Raw genomic sequence first — 16,413 nt, 5'->3', positions numbered from 1 at the left:
ACTGTCATCCGGCTGCAGCAAGGGTCATTTCAGGTTTGAGGGACTGTCCGCGCGATGCAGAAACGATGGCGTCGACGTCGAGGATGAGCGCCACGCGCCCGTCGCCGAGAATAGTCGCCGCCGCAATGCCCGGAACATGGGTGTAGTTTGCCTCGAGGCTCTTGATGACGACCTGGCGCTGTCCCTGGATTGCATCCACCATGAGGGCGCGCTGCCCCCCGCCTTCGGACTCGACCAGCAGGGCCACGCCTTCGACCGGGTTGGCCTGCGTGGCGCGGAAGTTCAGAATCCGGCCGACATCGACCAGCGGGCAAAAGGAATTGCGGATCGAGATCAGGCGCTGGCTTGCGCCGAAGCTGTGGATGGCGGAGGCTTCCGGCTGGAGCGTTTCGACGATGGCGGTCAGCGGCACCACGAGGGTCTGGTTGGCGACGGTCACCACCATGCCGTCCAGCACGGCGAGCGTCAGCGGCAGGCTCATCGTGAAGGTCGAGCCCTGCCCCGGCCTCGAGGAGATGTTGATGCGGCCGCCGAGCGCCTGAATCGAGCGCTTGACGACATCCATGCCGACGCCGCGGCCGGAGATGTCGGAAATCTTGTCGGCGGTCGAAAAGCCCGCATGGAAGATGAGGTTGTCGACTTCCTCGTCCGAGAGATTGGCATCAGCGGCGATCAAATCATTGTCGATCGCCTTCTGACGCACCTTCTCGCGATTGATGCCGGCACCGTCGTCGGCAAGCTCGATGACGATACGGCCGGAGCGATGCTTCGCCGTAAGCCGCACCGTGCCTTCCGGGGTCTTGCCCGCGGCGACGCGCTTCTCGGGCGTTTCGAGGCCGTGGTCGACGGCGTTGCGGATCATGTGCGTCAGCGGCTCGGCCAGCTTGTCGATGACCGTCTTGTCCACTTCCGTGTTTTCGCCCTCTGTCACGAGGCGCACGGACTTGCCGGTCATGTCGGCGATTTCGCGGACGATGCGGGACATGCGCTGGAAGACCGGCTTTACCGGCTGGGCGCGGATCGCCATGACGCTGTCCTGGATCTCGCGGGTGAGCTGTTGCAGCTCCTCGAGGCCCATATTGATCGAGGACGTGCCATTGGTGTCGTTCTCGATGACGCTTTGCGACAACATCGCCTGGTTGATCACGAGTTCGCCGACGAGGTTGATGAGGCGATCGACGCGATCGAGATCCACTCGGATCGTCGGCGTGGCGGCCGAGGCAGTCTGCTGGCTTGCCGCCTGTGCGGCAGAAACGGGCGCGGGTGCCGCGCTCTTCGCGGTCTCGGCGGGCGCACGCGCGGCGGTCTGCGCCATCTGCACCACCTTGTTCGCGGTCGCAGCAGCCGAAATAGCTGCATCGCGCAGCTCGTGTTGCTGCTCCGCGCTCTGGTCTTCGTCTTCGGCCGGCGTGAGCGGCGCATCCTCGTCGAGCAGCGACAGATCGAAAGGAACCGGGTGCATCGGCAGCTCTTCGCGCGCTCCGGCGGACTCGTCAGCGAGCGTTACATCGAGGTCGCAGTCCCATTCGGCGAATTCGAACACGGTGCGGATCGCGTCTTCGCCCTTGTCCGTCTTCAGCGAAATCTTCCAGCTGAAATAGGCCGCTTCGGGGTTCATGCCATCAAGCGCCGGCAACTCGTCCATGTCGCAATGGATGCTCATCTCGCCGAGGCGCGAAAGGTCACGAAGAAGCAGCGTCGCATCATTGCCCTTCGAATAGAGCTCCGACTTCGGCTTGAAGACGATCTCGAAAGTGGATGGCTCAATCGTCGGCGCCTCACTCGATTCGAACTCATCGAAGTTGAAGGCAACCGGCTGGAAGCCTTCCTCGTTCATGGTGGGCCGCGGCACCTCCGCGACGGGCGCCGCCTTGACGGCTTCGGCCGCCGGCTGCGGCAGCTCGCCATTCGCCAGCGCCTCGAGTTCGTTGATCAGCTGGCGGCTGCGGGCCTCGTCGACGCTGCCGCCGTCGCGTGCGGCGTTCGTCAGGTCCGAAAGCACGTCCGCCGAACGGAGCATGACTTTCAGCACGTCCTGGGTGGGTTCCAGCCTGTTGGATCGAACGCAATCGAGCGTCGTCTCGAAAACGTGTGCAAACGAGACGAGGTCATCCAGCCCAAACGCACCCGCGCCGCCCTTGATGGAGTGGACTGCGCGAAAGACGGCATTGACCGTTTCGGGATCGCGATCACCGTCGTTGAGCTTAAGGAGACCCGATTCCAGTTCAGCGAGTTGCTCCTCGCATTCCTGGAAGAATATCTCTTTGATTTCGTTCATATCCATTGGAGGCTACCCTCGGACTTCAGGCCGTTACACGTTCGATCGCATCGATCAGCTTGGTGGGGTCGAAAGGCTTCACGATCCAGCCGGTGGCGCCTGCCTGCCGGGCGCGATTCTTCTTCTCGGCGTCGCTTTCCGTCGTCAGCACCAGTATCGGCACGGCCCGATAGCGGTCGTTCTTGCGAACGCCCTCGATGAAGCCGAATCCGTCGAGGCGGGGCATGTTGATGTCGGTAACGATGACGTCCGGATTGGCGCTTTCGAGCACTTCCAGGCCCTCGACGCCATCCTCCGCCTGGATCGTTTCGAACCCGGCATTGTTGAGGGTGACAAGAAGCATGTTCCGGATTGTCCGGGAGTCATCGACAGTCAGAACTCTCTTCTTCATTTCTCAAATCTCCTTTGCCATCAGGGGCGCAATGTCCACCCCGATGAGCTGTGTCGTTTTAACGAAGGCATCCGAAACCTGCGAAAAGGTGAAGGACGACTGATCCTCTTTCCAGCTTCTTGCGCCGGCGATCAGCACTTGCGCACAAAGCGCTCCGATCCGCTCGACAGCGGAAGCGTCGATCTCGACCGGGCCGCCCTTCAACGCCAGGAGCTTTTCGTGCAGCGCGGCCGCCTCGTTCAAATCCAGCACGGGAGCGAGCTTGAGCGTTTTTCTTGCGGTGTTTTTCCTGGCCATTTCGTTCCTCGAAATCCAATTGCCCCTGAAAATAGCCTCTTCAGCCGGCGAACCGCCGCTCGCAGACGGTATCGTCGCTGAACAGCATTGCCGGGTCGTCTTCACGGACCTGCGGCGGCAGAGCGGGCGGACGGGGGAAAGCGGTCGCCGCCGATCCCGCCTGCCGCTCGAAACGGAAGCGGCGAACCGTCCGGCCCAATTCCAGGATGACGCTGTGGAGATCGTCCGACGACGCCAGCGTCTCGCCTGCGAGTGCCGCACTCTGGCCCATCGCCTGCGAGATGCCGCCGATCTCGGAAGCCGTGGCGGCGAGATCGCTCACCTGGTTCTCCGCGTCCCGGGCGACACCGGAAACCGCGGCACTGATGGAAGTTACCTGTTCGACAATGCTGCTGATTGCATCCTGCGTGCGGCCGACGATTTCGACTCCGGTTTCGACCTGTGCCTTCGTGCCGCTGACGAGGTGCTTGATTTCGCGCGCCGCTTCGCCGGAGCGCTGGGCGAGAGCCCGAACCTCCTGCGCCACCACCGCGAAGCCCCGCCCGCTTTCGCCGGCACGGGCGGCCTCGATGCCTGCATTCAGGGCCAGTAGATTGGTCTGGAAGGCAATCTCGTCGATGGCGCCGATGATCTGTCCGATCTTCTCCGCCGAGGCCTCGATATCCGCCATGGCCGAAATCGCCTGGCCGGCAATCTCGCCGCTGCGCTCGACCGCAACCCGTGTCTCGCTCGCCGCAACCTCGGTCTCGCCGATGCGGATCGACCCGGAGCGCAAGCGCTCGGTCATGCTGTCGAGCAGCGCGACATGGCCGGACAGCGCTTCGGCCTCGCCGCCGGCCTTGCCGGAGAACTCGGCAGCCCGGTCACGCAGGCTCCGCGCCAGCGCCTCTGCCGCCGCGGCACGCTTATCCACCGCCAGCAGCGACTCCTGGATCCGGTCCAATGCCGCGTTAAGGCCCGTGCCGATCGAACGATAGGCCTCCGGCGCGCTTTCGGGGAGACGGGCCGCAAGGTCGCCATCGGCAAGAGCGCCAAGGAAATCCTGGAAAAGGCCGGTCACTTCGGTCTCATCGCTTTTGCGCTGCTCCGACAGCTGGCGCTGGTGTTGCTGACGCAAGGCATTGAAACGCAGGGAAACCGCGATCTCGGTATCGACGAATGCGGCGCGAACAAGGGCGGCGACCAGTTCGCAAAGCTTTTTCCTGCGGCTCTTGCCGAGGGGAAGCAGTGATCTGGGCCAGGCACTCTCGATGGCGCCGACGATCAGATGTTCCAGTACAACCGCGTGGCTCGCAATCTGCCAACGCGGATCAAGCCCCATTCGGCTTTCCGTATCGGCCAGAACCTTCACGCGCTCGGCATAGAGCGCGTCGAAACGGGCGTCGGTCAACACGTTCCAATGCGAGGATTGCAGGTCGTGCAGACGGTCGAGCTGGCGATCGCTATCGAAGTGGCGGGCGGCGTCCGGGTGGGTCTGCAGGCGCTGGAAAAGATCACGCAGCGCAAGCTCGATGCGCGGTGAAAGAGCCTGGCGGTGATCGCGCAGAAGCGTGCAGACGTTCTCGTCAAGGCCGGCGAAGCGAAGCCGATCGAGCAGGCTGCCCGCCTGGCCCTTTCTTGCCTGTTCTGACGTTTCCTGCTTCACGCTGATCCCCGGCCTGATGCGTATTCGAAACTTGCCTGAAGGAAGATGTGGCCCGCCAAAGGACCGTGGCCGGTCACGCCCGATCGATGAGATCAGCGCATCCTGAGCGTGTGCGATCGTCCATCCCGCAAGTAAACTGTGAAGATTTGCATACCGGACCGGAACCGGTACGGCGGTGCGGCATCATGCCTTGAGGGGAAACTGAGACTGTCCCATTCCGACGTGTTGGACCATGTTTATGGTTAATTCCTTGCTTGAAGGTTAACAGCGCCAGCTCGTTATCGGACTCGCTAAAATTCAGCGGGGCGGTCTCGGGATCGGTTCTTTGCAGCCAGCATCCGATTTCGCTCGGGCGGCAAACCAACAGGTTTTCAATCACAAGAGTTTAGAATTGCGGCCCTGCTTTGCGTCCAGTATCCATTCGACTCGAATGGGCGCCACTGCGCATGCTGCACCATCTGGGCACAAGCGACATCATGAGGATGCGCTCTCGGGAAATGAACAATGATTGTTCTTGGAATTAGCGCCGCCATCACCGCAATCCTGGCAATGACCGCGATATCGATCGTCGTCGTTCTCGAGCATGATCGGGCGGCAAGCAGAAATATCTTCTGACCTCACGCTCCTCGTCTCGTTGCCCAAGAAACCCACCTCACCGCTCGAGCGGCGGTGATTTCATGCGCGTGCCGGCTTCGACATGCTTTGCCGTCGCTCGCGTCCACCGACTCGCATACTCTCCATAGGCCGGCGGAATTGCTTCGTCGAAAGCCTCCGCGCCGGTCCTGACGCGGGCGCCCGCCACGAGGCTGGCCGCACCGAGGCTGGTTCCCGTCGTGCTCAGCCTGTTTGCAGAGACCGGGCGTCCGGTCGCAGCCGAAAGCATGCGCAGATAGGCGGCATTGGCCGCGAAGGGGCCCTCGACGACAATCTCTCCCTTTGCGCCGATGAGATCGAGGCAGGTCGCCGTCATCAGGGCCAGGTGGAAGGAGACGATGGCTAGCCGTTCGGCAGGATCGAGCGACTTCTCCTCGACCGTCCAGCGAGGACTTGCCGAGGGAAATGGCCCGGAGCCGCCCGGCACTGAGGGCAACAGCATGTGGCCGGCCGCAAGCACGCGCGCTTCGGCTTCGGGCGACGCCGGCGGCGGATTCTCGCCGAGAAGCATCGAGAAGGCGCGGCCGCCCATGAAGCGCGCGGAGGGCACCGGGTCGCCGAGCGCGTCAACATTGATCAGCGTGTCGCGCTTCTCGTCGAGTTCGGCCGCCTCGCCGCCGACGCCCAGCATGATCACCCAGGTTCCGGTCGATACGACGGAGAACGGCGCTTCGCGCGTCAGCAGGTGAGGCAGCAAGGAGGCGTTCGAGTCGTGAATGCCGCAATAAACGGGCAGTCCCTGCTGCAGGCCAGTCTCGTGGGCTAGCGGCTTCAGCAGGCCGCCGATCACCTCACCCGCCTTGAGTACCGGCGCGAAGAGCGGAAACCACCCCTGCTCCTCGACCAGTTTGGAAAAGGCGGCCGCTTCGGGGTTCCAGAGATCGGTATGGCAGCCGAGCGAGGTCAGTTCGGTGGTTTTGATTCCGGTGAGACGGTAGGACCAATATTGGGCATAGGTGAGGATCGACGCGACATTGGCGAAGCGTTCGGGAAAGGTGCGCTGCTGCCAGAAAAGCTGCGCGCCGATGTTGAGACCCATCGGCAGACGGGGCGAGCCGGTTTCCAAAAAGGACGGGCGTGCCTCATCATATTCCACGGCGAGCGTGTCCGGCCCGGCAAACTCATAATCCAAGACCGGAATAGCGAGGCCGCCCGCCTTGTCGAGCAGAACCGCGGTCGCACCATGCGTCGTAACGGATATCGCCTCCACCGGGTGTTCGCGATGAAGGGCGGCGAGGCTCGCGAGAATGAAGCGCCAGAGCCGTTCGATGTCGAAATGCGGGTAAAGCCCCTCGGCGACTACGAGATTGGGGATCTTGCGGACGGCGATTTCCTCGAAACGCTCAAGATCGACGAGCGCCACCTTGGCGTTCGTCTTGCCGATATCGATGACGGCAACGGTCTTCATGGCAGATGAAAGACGGTCCTGAGCGGCATGGCGACCGGCTCGTTGTCCGCGCCGGTTTCCATGATGTCGGCCATGTATGCCCACCATTTCTGCATCACCGGGTGAGAGGGCAGGTCGGCCATCCTATGGTCTTCGTCTCGCCAGAGCACTCCGAAGAGCAGGTTGGTCTCCTCGTCGAGGTGGATCGAATAGTCCGAGATCCCGGCCTCCTTCAGCAGCCCGACCAGTTCGGGCCAGATTGCATCATGACGGGCCTTGTACTCCTCGGCCATTCCCGGATTGAGCCGCATGCGGAAGGCGTATTTTTCCATGTTCACCTCATTGCGCGAAACGACGGCGAGCGCGTTGCCAGAGGATCGGCAGGGCGATGACCGAGATCAGCAGCAGCCCGATGAAGATCGACATGACGATGCCGGGCACGTTCAAAAGGCCGAAGCCGAAGGTGACCATGCCCATGATCAGCGCCGCCAGCACGACACCCGGTATCGTGCCGGATCCGCCGAGAATGCTGACGCCGCCGAGTACGACCATGGTCACGATTTCAAGCTCCCAGCCAAGCGCGATGGAGGGGCGTGTCGAACCCAGCCGGGAGGTGAGGCAGATCGAGGCAAGCCCCGCCATTAGCCCGGTCATAAGGAAGAGCATGAATTTGACGCGGCCAACACGGACGCCCGAAAAGAGTGCTGCGGTCTGGTTGTTGCCGATGGCATAGACGGTGCGGCCGAAATTCGTCTTGTGCAGAAGCACGCCGTAGATCACGGCCAGCAGCACGAAAAGCGTGAATTCGAATGAGAAGACCCACCAGACATAGCCCTGGCCGAACCAGGAGAAGCTTGCCGGATAGCCGGTGAAGGCCTGGTCGCCGAGCACGATGAAAGCTAGCCCGCGAAACAGGCTCATCGTGCCGATGGTCACGACGATGGAGGGTAGGCCGAGGCCGGTGATCAGGAGTCCGTTGGCCGCGCCGCAGAGAAGGCCGACGCCAAGCCCGATCGCCACGAGCGCCGGCGTATCGAAACCGAGTTGCACGGCATAGCCCATAGCCGTCGAGGCGAGCGCGATGATTGAGGCTACCGAAAGATCGATCTCGCCGGAGATGATCACCAGAGCCATAGCGAAGGCGATCATCGCCTTTTCCGTGAAATTGAAGGTCGCGTCCGAGAGGTTCCACGGGTCGAGAAAGTAGGGCGAGGCCAGAGAATTGCCGAGGAAAATCGCGGTTGCCACCACCAGGAGCAGGGCCTCCCAGCTCTTCATAAGGCGCGCACCCCGACCCTGCAGACGATCTGGGATGTTGCGGGGAGAGAGTTGCGCGTCCGCCATCAGACCGCCTCCGCTTTTCTGAGAATGACCCTGCCCTTGCGACGCTCGGCGCGGGCGTTGACTGCGACGGCAATGATGATGACCGTTCCGGAGATCGCCATTTGTGCGAAGGGCGAGATGTTGATGACAGGCAGTGCGTTCTTGATCACGCCGAGGAAGAGGGCTCCGAGCACGGCGCCGGTGACAGAACCAATACCGCCGGCGATCGAAATGCCGCCGATGACGCAGGCCGCGATGATATCGAGTTCGAAGCCGGCGGCGATATCGACATAGGCAACCGCGTAACGCGACACCCAGAGATAGCCGGAAAGCCCCGCCAGCGCCCCCGAGAGGCAATAGGCGAAGAAGCGCGTGCGGCCGACATCGATACCGGTGTAAATGGCGGCGTGCGGATTGCCGCCGACCGCGTAGAAGGCGCGGCCAAGCGGCGTCCGGCTCATGACCACGAACATCAGCGCGATTATCGCGAGCGACAGCCAGGACAGCACGGGCGCCCCGGCGAGTTCCAGGCGAGGCAAGGCCTTGAAGGCGTCGCTCATTTCATGCGCGTTGATCCACTTGCCATCCGTCAGCACGAAGATGAGGCCGCGATAGATTGTCAGCGTTCCCAATGTGACGACGATCGGCGGTATATCGAGTTTCCAGACCAACGTTCCGTTGACCATGCCGAGAGACGCACCAAGCGTCATGGCGGCGAGGATGACGAGCGGGATCGGCAGTCCGGGAAAGGCGGTGTTGACCATCGCGGCAGCCATCCCGCAAAGCGCCAGATTCGCTGCCATCGACAGATCGATGCAGCGGGTGAGGATGACAGCCATCTGCCCGAGGGCGAGAATGATCAGGATCGACGTGTCGTTATAGACGCGCGCGAGATTTGCCGGGGCGACGAAAGCGGGAAAACGCATCGCGACCAGGGCGAGCAGCACACCTGTCGCCACGACAAGGAGGGCCTCACGGTTTTTCAGCAGCCTCATGCGGCCCTCCCTTCGCTCGGCGCTTCGATGCCGGCCGCGGCGCGCACCAGTGTTTCCGCCGTGAGTACCGGGCGCTCGAACCGGCCGACAATCCGCCCTTCCCGCATGACGATGACCCGATCGGACATGCCCATGATTTCGGGAATTTCGGAGGAGACCATAATGACGCTCAGGCCTTGCGCCGCGAGCTCGCTCATGAAGGCGTGAACCGCGGCCTTCGAGCCGATGTCGATGCCCTTGGTCGGCTCGTCGAGAATGATGACCTTCGGCCTCGTCGCCAGCCATTTGGCGATCACCACCTTCTGCTGGTTGCCGCCCGAGAGCGTGCCGACGTCCTGGTCAAGGGAGGCCGCCCGCAGGTCGAGCCGGGACGTATATTCGCGCGCCAGCGCGAACTCGTTGGCAAGCCTCAGGAACCCCGAGCGGGACGTATGGGACAGCGACGGCAGCGTGACGTTCTGGAAGATCGGCATGCCGATGATCGCACCTTGCCGGCCACGCTCCTCCGGAACATAGACGATGCCGGCCCGGATCGCCTCTGCCGGGCTGCGGATGACCAGCACCTCGCCGTCGAGCCTGATCGCGCCGGCGGACGGCCGGGTGACGCCGATGAGCGATTGCATGAATTCCGAGCGGCCGGCGCCGATGAGCCCGTAGAAGCCGAGGATTTCGCCGCGCCGCAGCTCGAAATTGATGTCATCGAACTCGGTCGGATGGCGATAGCCGGAAACGGTCAGCACCGGCTCTCCGATCTCGACCGCCTTTTTCGGATAGACGGAGTCGACGGCGCGACCGACCATCATGCGGACGAGATCATCCTGACTGACATCGGCGATCAATCCCTCGCCGACCATGGCGCCGTCGCGGAAGACGGTATAGCGATCGGCGATCCGGAAAATCTCGTCGAACTTGTGGCTGATGAAGAGGATCGCCTTGCCGTCGGCCTTCAGCCGCTCGATCAGGGCGTAGAGTTCATGAATTTCCTTGTGCGACAGCGCCGCGGTCGGCTCGTCCATGATGACGACGCGGGCGTCGACGGAAAGTGCGCGGGCGATCGCCACCAGATGCTTCCTGGCGATGCCGAGATCGCGCAGGCGGATCGTGGGATCGAGATCCGCGCCAGCCCGCTGCAGCAGCGCGGCAGCGTCGGCGTTGAGTTTCGTCCAGTCAATGAGACCGAAGCGGTTGCGCGGGGCGTGCCCGAGAAAGATGTTTTCGGCCACCGAGAGCTCGTCGAAGAGCACCGTTTCCTGATGAATGGCGGTTACGCCGGCGCGGGCCGCCGCAAGGGCTGTCGGAAAGGTCGTTTCCGTTTCTGCGATGCGGATCACGCCGGCATCGGGCTGGTAGATACCCGTCAGGATCTTGACGAGAGTCGACTTGCCGGCGCCGTTCTCGCCGACCAGCGCCGTCACCGAACCGGGATAAAGCGCCAGCGAAACATCCGAGAGAGCGCGCACGCCGGGGAAGGACTTCGAGATGCCCTCAAGCGCGATGGCGGGCTTTATCCGCGATGTGGTCGTATCCTGCAGCAAGAGAGATTCCACTAATCCAGTCGTTCCGTTTTAGGCGATGGTCAGTCCGCAGGCCGCCTTTCGATCATCCGGCTACCCGTCACCCTAGCCCTCTCCCAAGCGGGGAGAGGGGACCCCTTCCTTCAAAGACTGCGGTTCGCGCCAACGTTCATGAGGGGCGAGGCGGCCGCTTGTTTCCTTCTCCCCGCGAACGGGGAGAAGGTGGCCGGATGAGGGGCAAATACGTCCCTCCTGATTAGAAGATCTTCGCGAATTCCTCGACGTTCGAGGCATCATAGACGAATGGATCGGCCATGGCGCCTTCATTGTTCTCGTCGAGCTTCACGGTGCCCATGCGGCCCATCTTCAGTTCCGCGCCGGGCTTGGCTTCGGCGCCATTGATGAGGTTGTAGGCGATCATCGTGGCCGAGTAGCCGAGATCGATCGGGTTCCAGATCGCGAAGGACTTCGACGCGCCGGACTTCACGTGGCCGGCCATTTCGGACGGAAGCCCGAGGCCCGTGACATTGATCTCACCGATCTTGCCGGCGTCGGTCACGGCTTGCGCGGCGGCAACGATACCGACCGAGGTCGGCGCGATGATCGCCTTCAGGTTCGGATAGGACTGGATCAGGCCCTGGGTCTCGCGATAGGACTTGTCGGCAAGGTCGTCACCATAGACGGTCGTGACGACGTTGATCCCCTTGTAATTGTCCTGAACCTTCTTCATCTCCGCGATCCAGGTGTTCTGGTTCGTGGCCGTCGCCGATGCGGAAAGCACGGCAACGTCGCCCCCTTCCGGCAGATGATCGGCGGCGAGCTTGATGATCATGTTGCCGATCAAGGCGTTCGAGGACGGATTGAGATGCATCATGCGGCCTTCCTTGGCGACACCCGAATCCCAAGAGATGACCTTAATGCCGCGATCCATCGCCTTCTTGAGCGCCGGCACGAGCGCGTCGGTGTCATTGGCCGAAACCGCGATCGCATCCACCTTCTGGGCGATCAGCGAGTTGATCACCTCGATCTGGCCCTCCGCCGTCGTGGAGGTCGGGCCGGTATAGATGACTTCGACGTCGCCGAGTTCCTTGGCGGCCTCCTGCGCACCCTTGTTGGCGGCCTCGAAGAAGCCGATGCCGAGCGCCTTGACCACGAGCGCGATCTTCTTGTTCTCCGCATGGGCCGTGTTGGCCATGAGCGCGACCGCGACGGCTGCCGTCACCATCAATGATTTCAGGACTTTCATCACTTTCTCCTCCCTTGGGCCCATGCAGCCGCTGCGGCTGCATCCTCCGGCCCGACAACCAATGTTTGCGATCCTCTTCCGGCTTTCGCCCGAAAGTCGCCTCCTACTCCCCTCTCCCATCCGCCGTCAGGCGGATGACGAAGCAATCTCCGCGTCGCCCGCCGCCTTCGTGTTTGCGATGACGAGGTTAACGCCGGCGCTTTCGAGCATCGCGGCATGCCGGTCCTCGATGCCCATATCGGTGATCACAGTCGCGATGCGCTTCAGACCACAAAGGATGAGGCTCGAACGCTTGTGAAACTTCGAGGAATCCGCGAGCACGACCAACTCGTCGGCCTGATCGATCAGCTTCTGCTCGGCTTGGATCAGAAGCGGATCGGCCTCCATGAGGCCGAGCGGCCCGAGCCCCTGCGCGCCCATGAACATGCGTCGCGCATAGAAGTTGCGGGTCACGTCATTCTCGAACGGGCTCAAGATGATGTTCTGCTCGCGGTAGATCGTGCCGCCGGACAGCATGACCGTGTTCTTCGAATGCTTGAGCAGATGCTCTGCGATGGGAAAGGAATTAGTGAAGACCTGCATCCGGCGGTTCGCCAGGAAATGCACCATCTGGAAGGTCGTCGTGCCGCCATTGATGATGATCGGCTCGCCATCCTGGCAGAGCGCCACCGCCTCGCGGGCAATCGCCTGCTTCTCCCGCGCGTGAAGGCCCTCATTGACGCGGAAGGGCCGTCCGGCAAGCCCGACGAATTGCGGCGGATTGATCGCCTCGGCGCCGCCGCGCACCCGGCGGAGCCGTTTCTGCACGTGGAGCGCTGCGATGTCGCGGCGGATCGTTGCCTCCGAGCTGCCCGTGAGCTCGACCAATTCCGGCACGGTCACGACCGGCTTTTCCTGCACTGCCGACAGGATGATCCTATGTCTTTCTTTCTCGTGCATCCGCTCCTCCGATGCCCGCATGCTTCCATCAACCCCAAACATTGTCAATCAGTATCGATCATATTTTTTCATTGTGCGCCGCAATATGATTGTTTTTGATCGTTTATGATTGACAACCGCGCGTCTCGCATGTGATCTGATATCAATCAATCGCCGCGGCGAGGGCCCGCGGCAACTGACCGGGAGGACTTCTAGATGCTCGACAAGCAACAAGGCGCACGCCTGGCCAATCTCTGGGACGACGCCAAGGCGGCGGGAATGAGCGAGCCGGAGCGACTGCTCTACCGGTCCAATCTCCTCGGATCGGACAAGCGCATCACCAATTATGGCGGCGGCAACACCTCCGCGAAGGTGACGGAGAGGGATCCGCTGACGGGGGAAACGGTCGAAGTCCTCTGGGTGAAGGGCTCAGGCGGTGATGTCGGCACGATCAGGATGGACGGCTTCGCCACCCTCTACATGGACAAGCTGAGAGCACTCAAGGGCATCTATCGCGGCGTCGAATTCGAAGACGAAATGGTCGGCTACCTGCCGCATTGCACCTTCAACCTCAATCCGCGGGCCGCATCGATCGACACGCCGCTGCACGCCTACGTGCCGAAGTCGCATGTCGACCACATGCACCCGGATGCGATCATCGCCATTGCCGCCTCAAAGAACAGCAAGGATTTGACGCAAAAGATCTTCGGCGACGAGATCGGCTGGCTGCCCTGGAAGCGGCCAGGCTATGAGCTCGGCCTCTGGCTCGAGAAATTCTGCCGCGAGAATCCGACGGCGCGCGGCGTCGTGCTCGAGAGCCACGGCCTTTTCACCTGGGGCGACTCGGCCAAAGAGGCCTACGAGACGACCATCGAGATCATCAACCGGGCGATCGCCTGGTTCGAGGCCGAGAATACGGCGCCGGCCTTCGGCGGAGCGGTGAAGCCGGTCCTTGAAACATCCGAGCGCACTGCCGTCGCGAAGCGGCTGATGCCGGTTATCCGGGGCCTGATCAGCGCCGACGAGAAGAAGGTCGGCCACTTCGACGACAGCCAGGCGGTTCTGGATTTCGTGACGTCCAGGGACCTGGAGCCCCTGGCAGCGCTCGGGACGAGTTGCCCCGACCACTTTCTTCGGACAAAGATCCGGCCGCTGGTGATCGATTTCGATCCCGACGCACCCGATGTCGAAAAGACGCTTGCCGGCCTGCCGGAGGCGATTTCCGCCTATCGAGCCAGCTATGCAGCCTATTACGACCGCTGCAGGCGCGCCGACAGCCCGGCGATGCGCGATCCGAATGCGGTCGTCTTTCTCGTTCCGGGCGTCGGCATGATCACCTTTGCCAAAGACAAGGCGACAGCGCGCATCTCCGGCGAATTCTATGTCAATGCCATCAATGTCATGCGCGGCGCCTCGGGCGTCTCGACCTATGTCGGCCTGCCTGAGCAGGAGGCCTTCGACATCGAGTACTGGCTGCTGGAGGAAGCAAAGCTGCAGCGCATGCCGAAGCCGAAGAGTCTTGCAGGCTGCATCGCGCTCGTGACCGGCGGCGCCGGCGGTATCGGCAAGGCGACTGCCGACCGGCTGATGCGGGAAGGCGCCTGCATCATCCTTGCCGATATCGATCAAGGGGCGCTTGAGGCTGCCGAGGGCGAACTTGCCGCCCGTTACGGCAAGGATTTCGTCCGCGCCGTCAGCATGAACGTGACCAGCGAAGCGGCGGTCGAGTCCGGTTTCGGCGACGCACTCCTCGCCTTTGGCGGCCTCGACATTCTCGTTTCGAATGCGGGCCTTGCCTCCTCGGCGGCGATCGAGGACACGACGCTTTCGCTCTGGAACAGGAATATGGACATCCTCGCGACCGGCTATTTCCTGGTCTCGCGCGAAGCCTTCCGCATCTTCCGCGCCCAGAAGGCCGGCGGCAATGTCGTCTTCGTCGCCTCCAAGAACGGCTTGGCGGCCTCGCCCGGCGCTTCGGCCTATTGCGCGGCCAAGGCGGCGGAGATCCACCTCGCCCGCTGCCTGGCGCTCGAGGGCGCGTCGGCGCAGATCCGCGTCAATGTCGTCAATCCGGATGCGGTGCTGCGCGGTTCAAAGATCTGGACCGGCGAATGGAAGGAGCAGCGCGCGGCCGCCTACAACATGGATGTCGACGAGCTCGAGGCGCATTATCGCGAGCGTTCGATGCTGAAGCGCAGCGTTTTCCCTGAGGATATCGCCGAAGCCATCTACTTCCTCGCCTCCGACATGTCGGCCAAGTCGACCGGCAACATCATCAATGTCGACGCGGGCAATGCCCAGTCCTTTACCCGCTGAGGAAAGCTGCCATGACCGTAATGATCAGCACATCTCTCATCGAGGCCGAGAACGCAAGGCGGCATGAGGAACTGAAGCGCGATTATGAAGGCCTTGGCGATCGGCTCGCGCGCCGAGGCATCGACATCGATGCGATCCGGAAAAAGGTCGCAGCCTATGGCGTTGCCGTGCCCTCCTGGGGCGTCGGCACCGGCGGAACGCGCTTCGCCCGCTTCCCGGGCCTCGGCGAGCCCCGCAATATCTTCGACAAACTCGAAGATTGCGGCGTCGTTCATGAACTCACCCGCGCGACGCCGACCGTGTCGCTACACATCCCCTGGGATAAGGTCGCCGATCTTCCGGCGCTGAAGGAAAAGGGCGCGTCGCTCGGCTTGGGCTTCGACGCGATGAATTCCAACACCTTCTCCGATGCACCCGGCCAGGCGCATTCCTACAAGTTCGGATCGCTCACCCACATTGACGCTGCCACGCGGCGGCAGGCCGTCGAGCACAATCTCGAATGTATCGAGATCGGCAGGGCGCTCGGCTCGAAGGCGTTGACGGTCTGGATTGGCGACGGCTCCAACTTTCCCGGCCAGAGCAATTTCACCCGGGCTTTTGAGCGCTATCTCGATTCGATGAAGGCGATCTATGCCGCGCTTCCGGACGACTGGCGCGTCTTCACCGAGCACAAGATGTACGAGCCGGCCTTCTATTCCACTGTCGTGCAGGATTGGGGCACGAACTACCTGATCGCCCGGGAACTCGGACCGAAAGCCTTCTGCCTCGTCGATCTCGGCCACCACGCGCCGAACGTCAATATCGAAATGATCGTCGCCCGGCTGATCCAGTTCAAAAAGCTGGGCGGCTTCCATTTCAACGATTCGAAGTACGGCGACGACGATCTCGACACCGGCTCGATCGATCCCTACCGCCTCTTCCTGGTCTTCAACGAGCTCGTTGATGCCGAGGTTCGCGGCGCCGATGGCTTCGACCCGGCACATATGCTTGACCAGAGCCACAATGTGACGGACCCGATCGAGAGCCTGATGACGAGTGCTATGGAAGTTTGCCGCGCCTATGCCCAGGCTCTTCTCGTCGACCGCAAGGCACTCGATGCCTATCAGCAGGACAATGACGCGCTGATGGCATCGGAAACCCTGAAGGAGGCCTTCCGGGCCGATGTCGAGCCGATCCTTGCCATGGCCCGCCTCGAAGAGGGCGGTGCGATCGCGCCGGTTGCGACGTACCGGGCAAGCGGCTATCGCGCCAAGGTGGCGGCGGAGCGCCCCGCGGTCGCCGGCGGGGGCGGCGGCATCGTCTGAAGCGGCAGCGGGAGCAAGCGATTCGCGCATGCATCCTGCGTTCATCGATCGCCTTGCTAACCCCGGTTCGGCTCGAACCGGGGGTGAGTCTGCAGAAGCTTGGCGCATCGGCCCGAAACTCGGTCCGATTTTCGGAAAGCTCGAT

Annotated in this window: 13 protein-coding genes; 2 read left to right on the top strand and 11 right to left on the bottom strand. The window is 62.5% G+C overall.

Annotation, left to right across the window (positions count from 1 at the left end; genetic code table 11):
- Positions 1-4 precede the first annotated feature (4 nt).
- From SJ05684_RS01100 to SJ05684_RS01050, 11 genes are all read right to left on the bottom strand, one after another.
- On the bottom strand, positions 5-2,284 hold the full coding sequence (locus SJ05684_RS01100) for a chemotaxis protein CheA (protein ID WP_034851748.1): 2,280 nt from the start codon (positions 2,282-2,284) through the stop codon (positions 5-7).
- A 19-nt stretch (positions 2,285-2,303) separates the two neighbouring features.
- Positions 2,304-2,669, bottom strand: coding sequence for a response regulator (locus tag SJ05684_RS01095; RefSeq protein WP_034851747.1), 366 nt, complete (start codon positions 2,667-2,669; stop codon positions 2,304-2,306).
- Positions 2,670-2,672: 3 nt separating this feature from the next.
- Positions 2,673-2,966 (bottom strand): STAS domain-containing protein, encoded by a 294-nt coding sequence (locus SJ05684_RS01090; protein ID WP_034851746.1) that lies wholly within the window; start codon positions 2,964-2,966, stop codon positions 2,673-2,675.
- Between the two features lie 40 nt (positions 2,967-3,006).
- Complete coding sequence (locus tag SJ05684_RS01085; protein ID WP_034851745.1) at positions 3,007-4,611, bottom strand: globin-coupled sensor protein; 1,605 nt, start codon at positions 4,609-4,611, stop codon at positions 3,007-3,009.
- 652 nt (positions 4,612-5,263) lie between these two features.
- The gene (locus SJ05684_RS01080) at positions 5,264-6,673 is read right to left on the bottom strand and encodes an FGGY-family carbohydrate kinase (protein WP_034851744.1); all 1,410 of its coding nucleotides are present in this window, start codon (positions 6,671-6,673) and stop codon (positions 5,264-5,266) included.
- Positions 6,670-6,984, bottom strand: a complete 315-nt coding sequence (rhaM, locus tag SJ05684_RS01075) for an L-rhamnose mutarotase (protein WP_034851743.1) — start codon at positions 6,982-6,984, stop codon at positions 6,670-6,672. The genes SJ05684_RS01080 and rhaM overlap by 4 nt, the downstream gene beginning before the upstream one ends.
- A 7-nt stretch (positions 6,985-6,991) precedes the next feature.
- Positions 6,992-7,996, bottom strand: a complete 1,005-nt coding sequence (locus SJ05684_RS01070) for an ABC transporter permease (RefSeq protein ID WP_034851742.1) — start codon at positions 7,994-7,996, stop codon at positions 6,992-6,994.
- Positions 7,996-8,970 (bottom strand): ABC transporter permease, encoded by a 975-nt coding sequence (locus SJ05684_RS01065; RefSeq protein WP_034851741.1) that lies wholly within the window; start codon positions 8,968-8,970, stop codon positions 7,996-7,998. The genes SJ05684_RS01070 and SJ05684_RS01065 overlap by 1 nt, the downstream gene beginning before the upstream one ends.
- Positions 8,967-10,478: a sugar ABC transporter ATP-binding protein gene (locus SJ05684_RS01060; protein WP_034851797.1), complete on the bottom strand. Its 1,512-nt coding sequence runs from the start codon at positions 10,476-10,478 to the stop codon at positions 8,967-8,969. The genes SJ05684_RS01065 and SJ05684_RS01060 overlap by 4 nt, the downstream gene beginning before the upstream one ends.
- Positions 10,479-10,740: 262 nt before the next feature.
- On the bottom strand, positions 10,741-11,730 hold the full coding sequence (gene rhaS / locus SJ05684_RS01055) for a rhamnose ABC transporter substrate-binding protein (protein WP_034851740.1): 990 nt from the start codon (positions 11,728-11,730) through the stop codon (positions 10,741-10,743).
- Between the two features lie 126 nt (positions 11,731-11,856).
- Entirely contained in the window at positions 11,857-12,669 is an 813-nt protein-coding gene (locus tag SJ05684_RS01050; protein WP_034851738.1) for a DeoR/GlpR family DNA-binding transcription regulator, read from the bottom strand.
- 195 nt (positions 12,670-12,864) lie between these two features.
- On the opposite strand from SJ05684_RS01050, the gene SJ05684_RS01045 reads away from it, so the two are divergent.
- The gene (locus SJ05684_RS01045; RefSeq protein WP_034851735.1) at positions 12,865-14,964 is read left to right on the top strand and encodes a bifunctional rhamnulose-1-phosphate aldolase/short-chain dehydrogenase; all 2,100 of its coding nucleotides are present in this window, start codon (positions 12,865-12,867) and stop codon (positions 14,962-14,964) included.
- 11 nt (positions 14,965-14,975) lie between these two features.
- Complete coding sequence (gene rhaI, locus SJ05684_RS01040) at positions 14,976-16,268, top strand: L-rhamnose catabolism isomerase (protein WP_034851733.1); 1,293 nt, start codon at positions 14,976-14,978, stop codon at positions 16,266-16,268.
- Positions 16,269-16,413 lie beyond the last annotated feature (145 nt).

The organism is Sinorhizobium sojae CCBAU 05684 (assembly GCF_002288525.1).
GTDB classification, from domain to species: Bacteria; Pseudomonadota; Alphaproteobacteria; order Rhizobiales; family Rhizobiaceae; genus Sinorhizobium; species Sinorhizobium sojae.
This window is presented reverse-complemented; position numbering and strand designations above follow the sequence as displayed.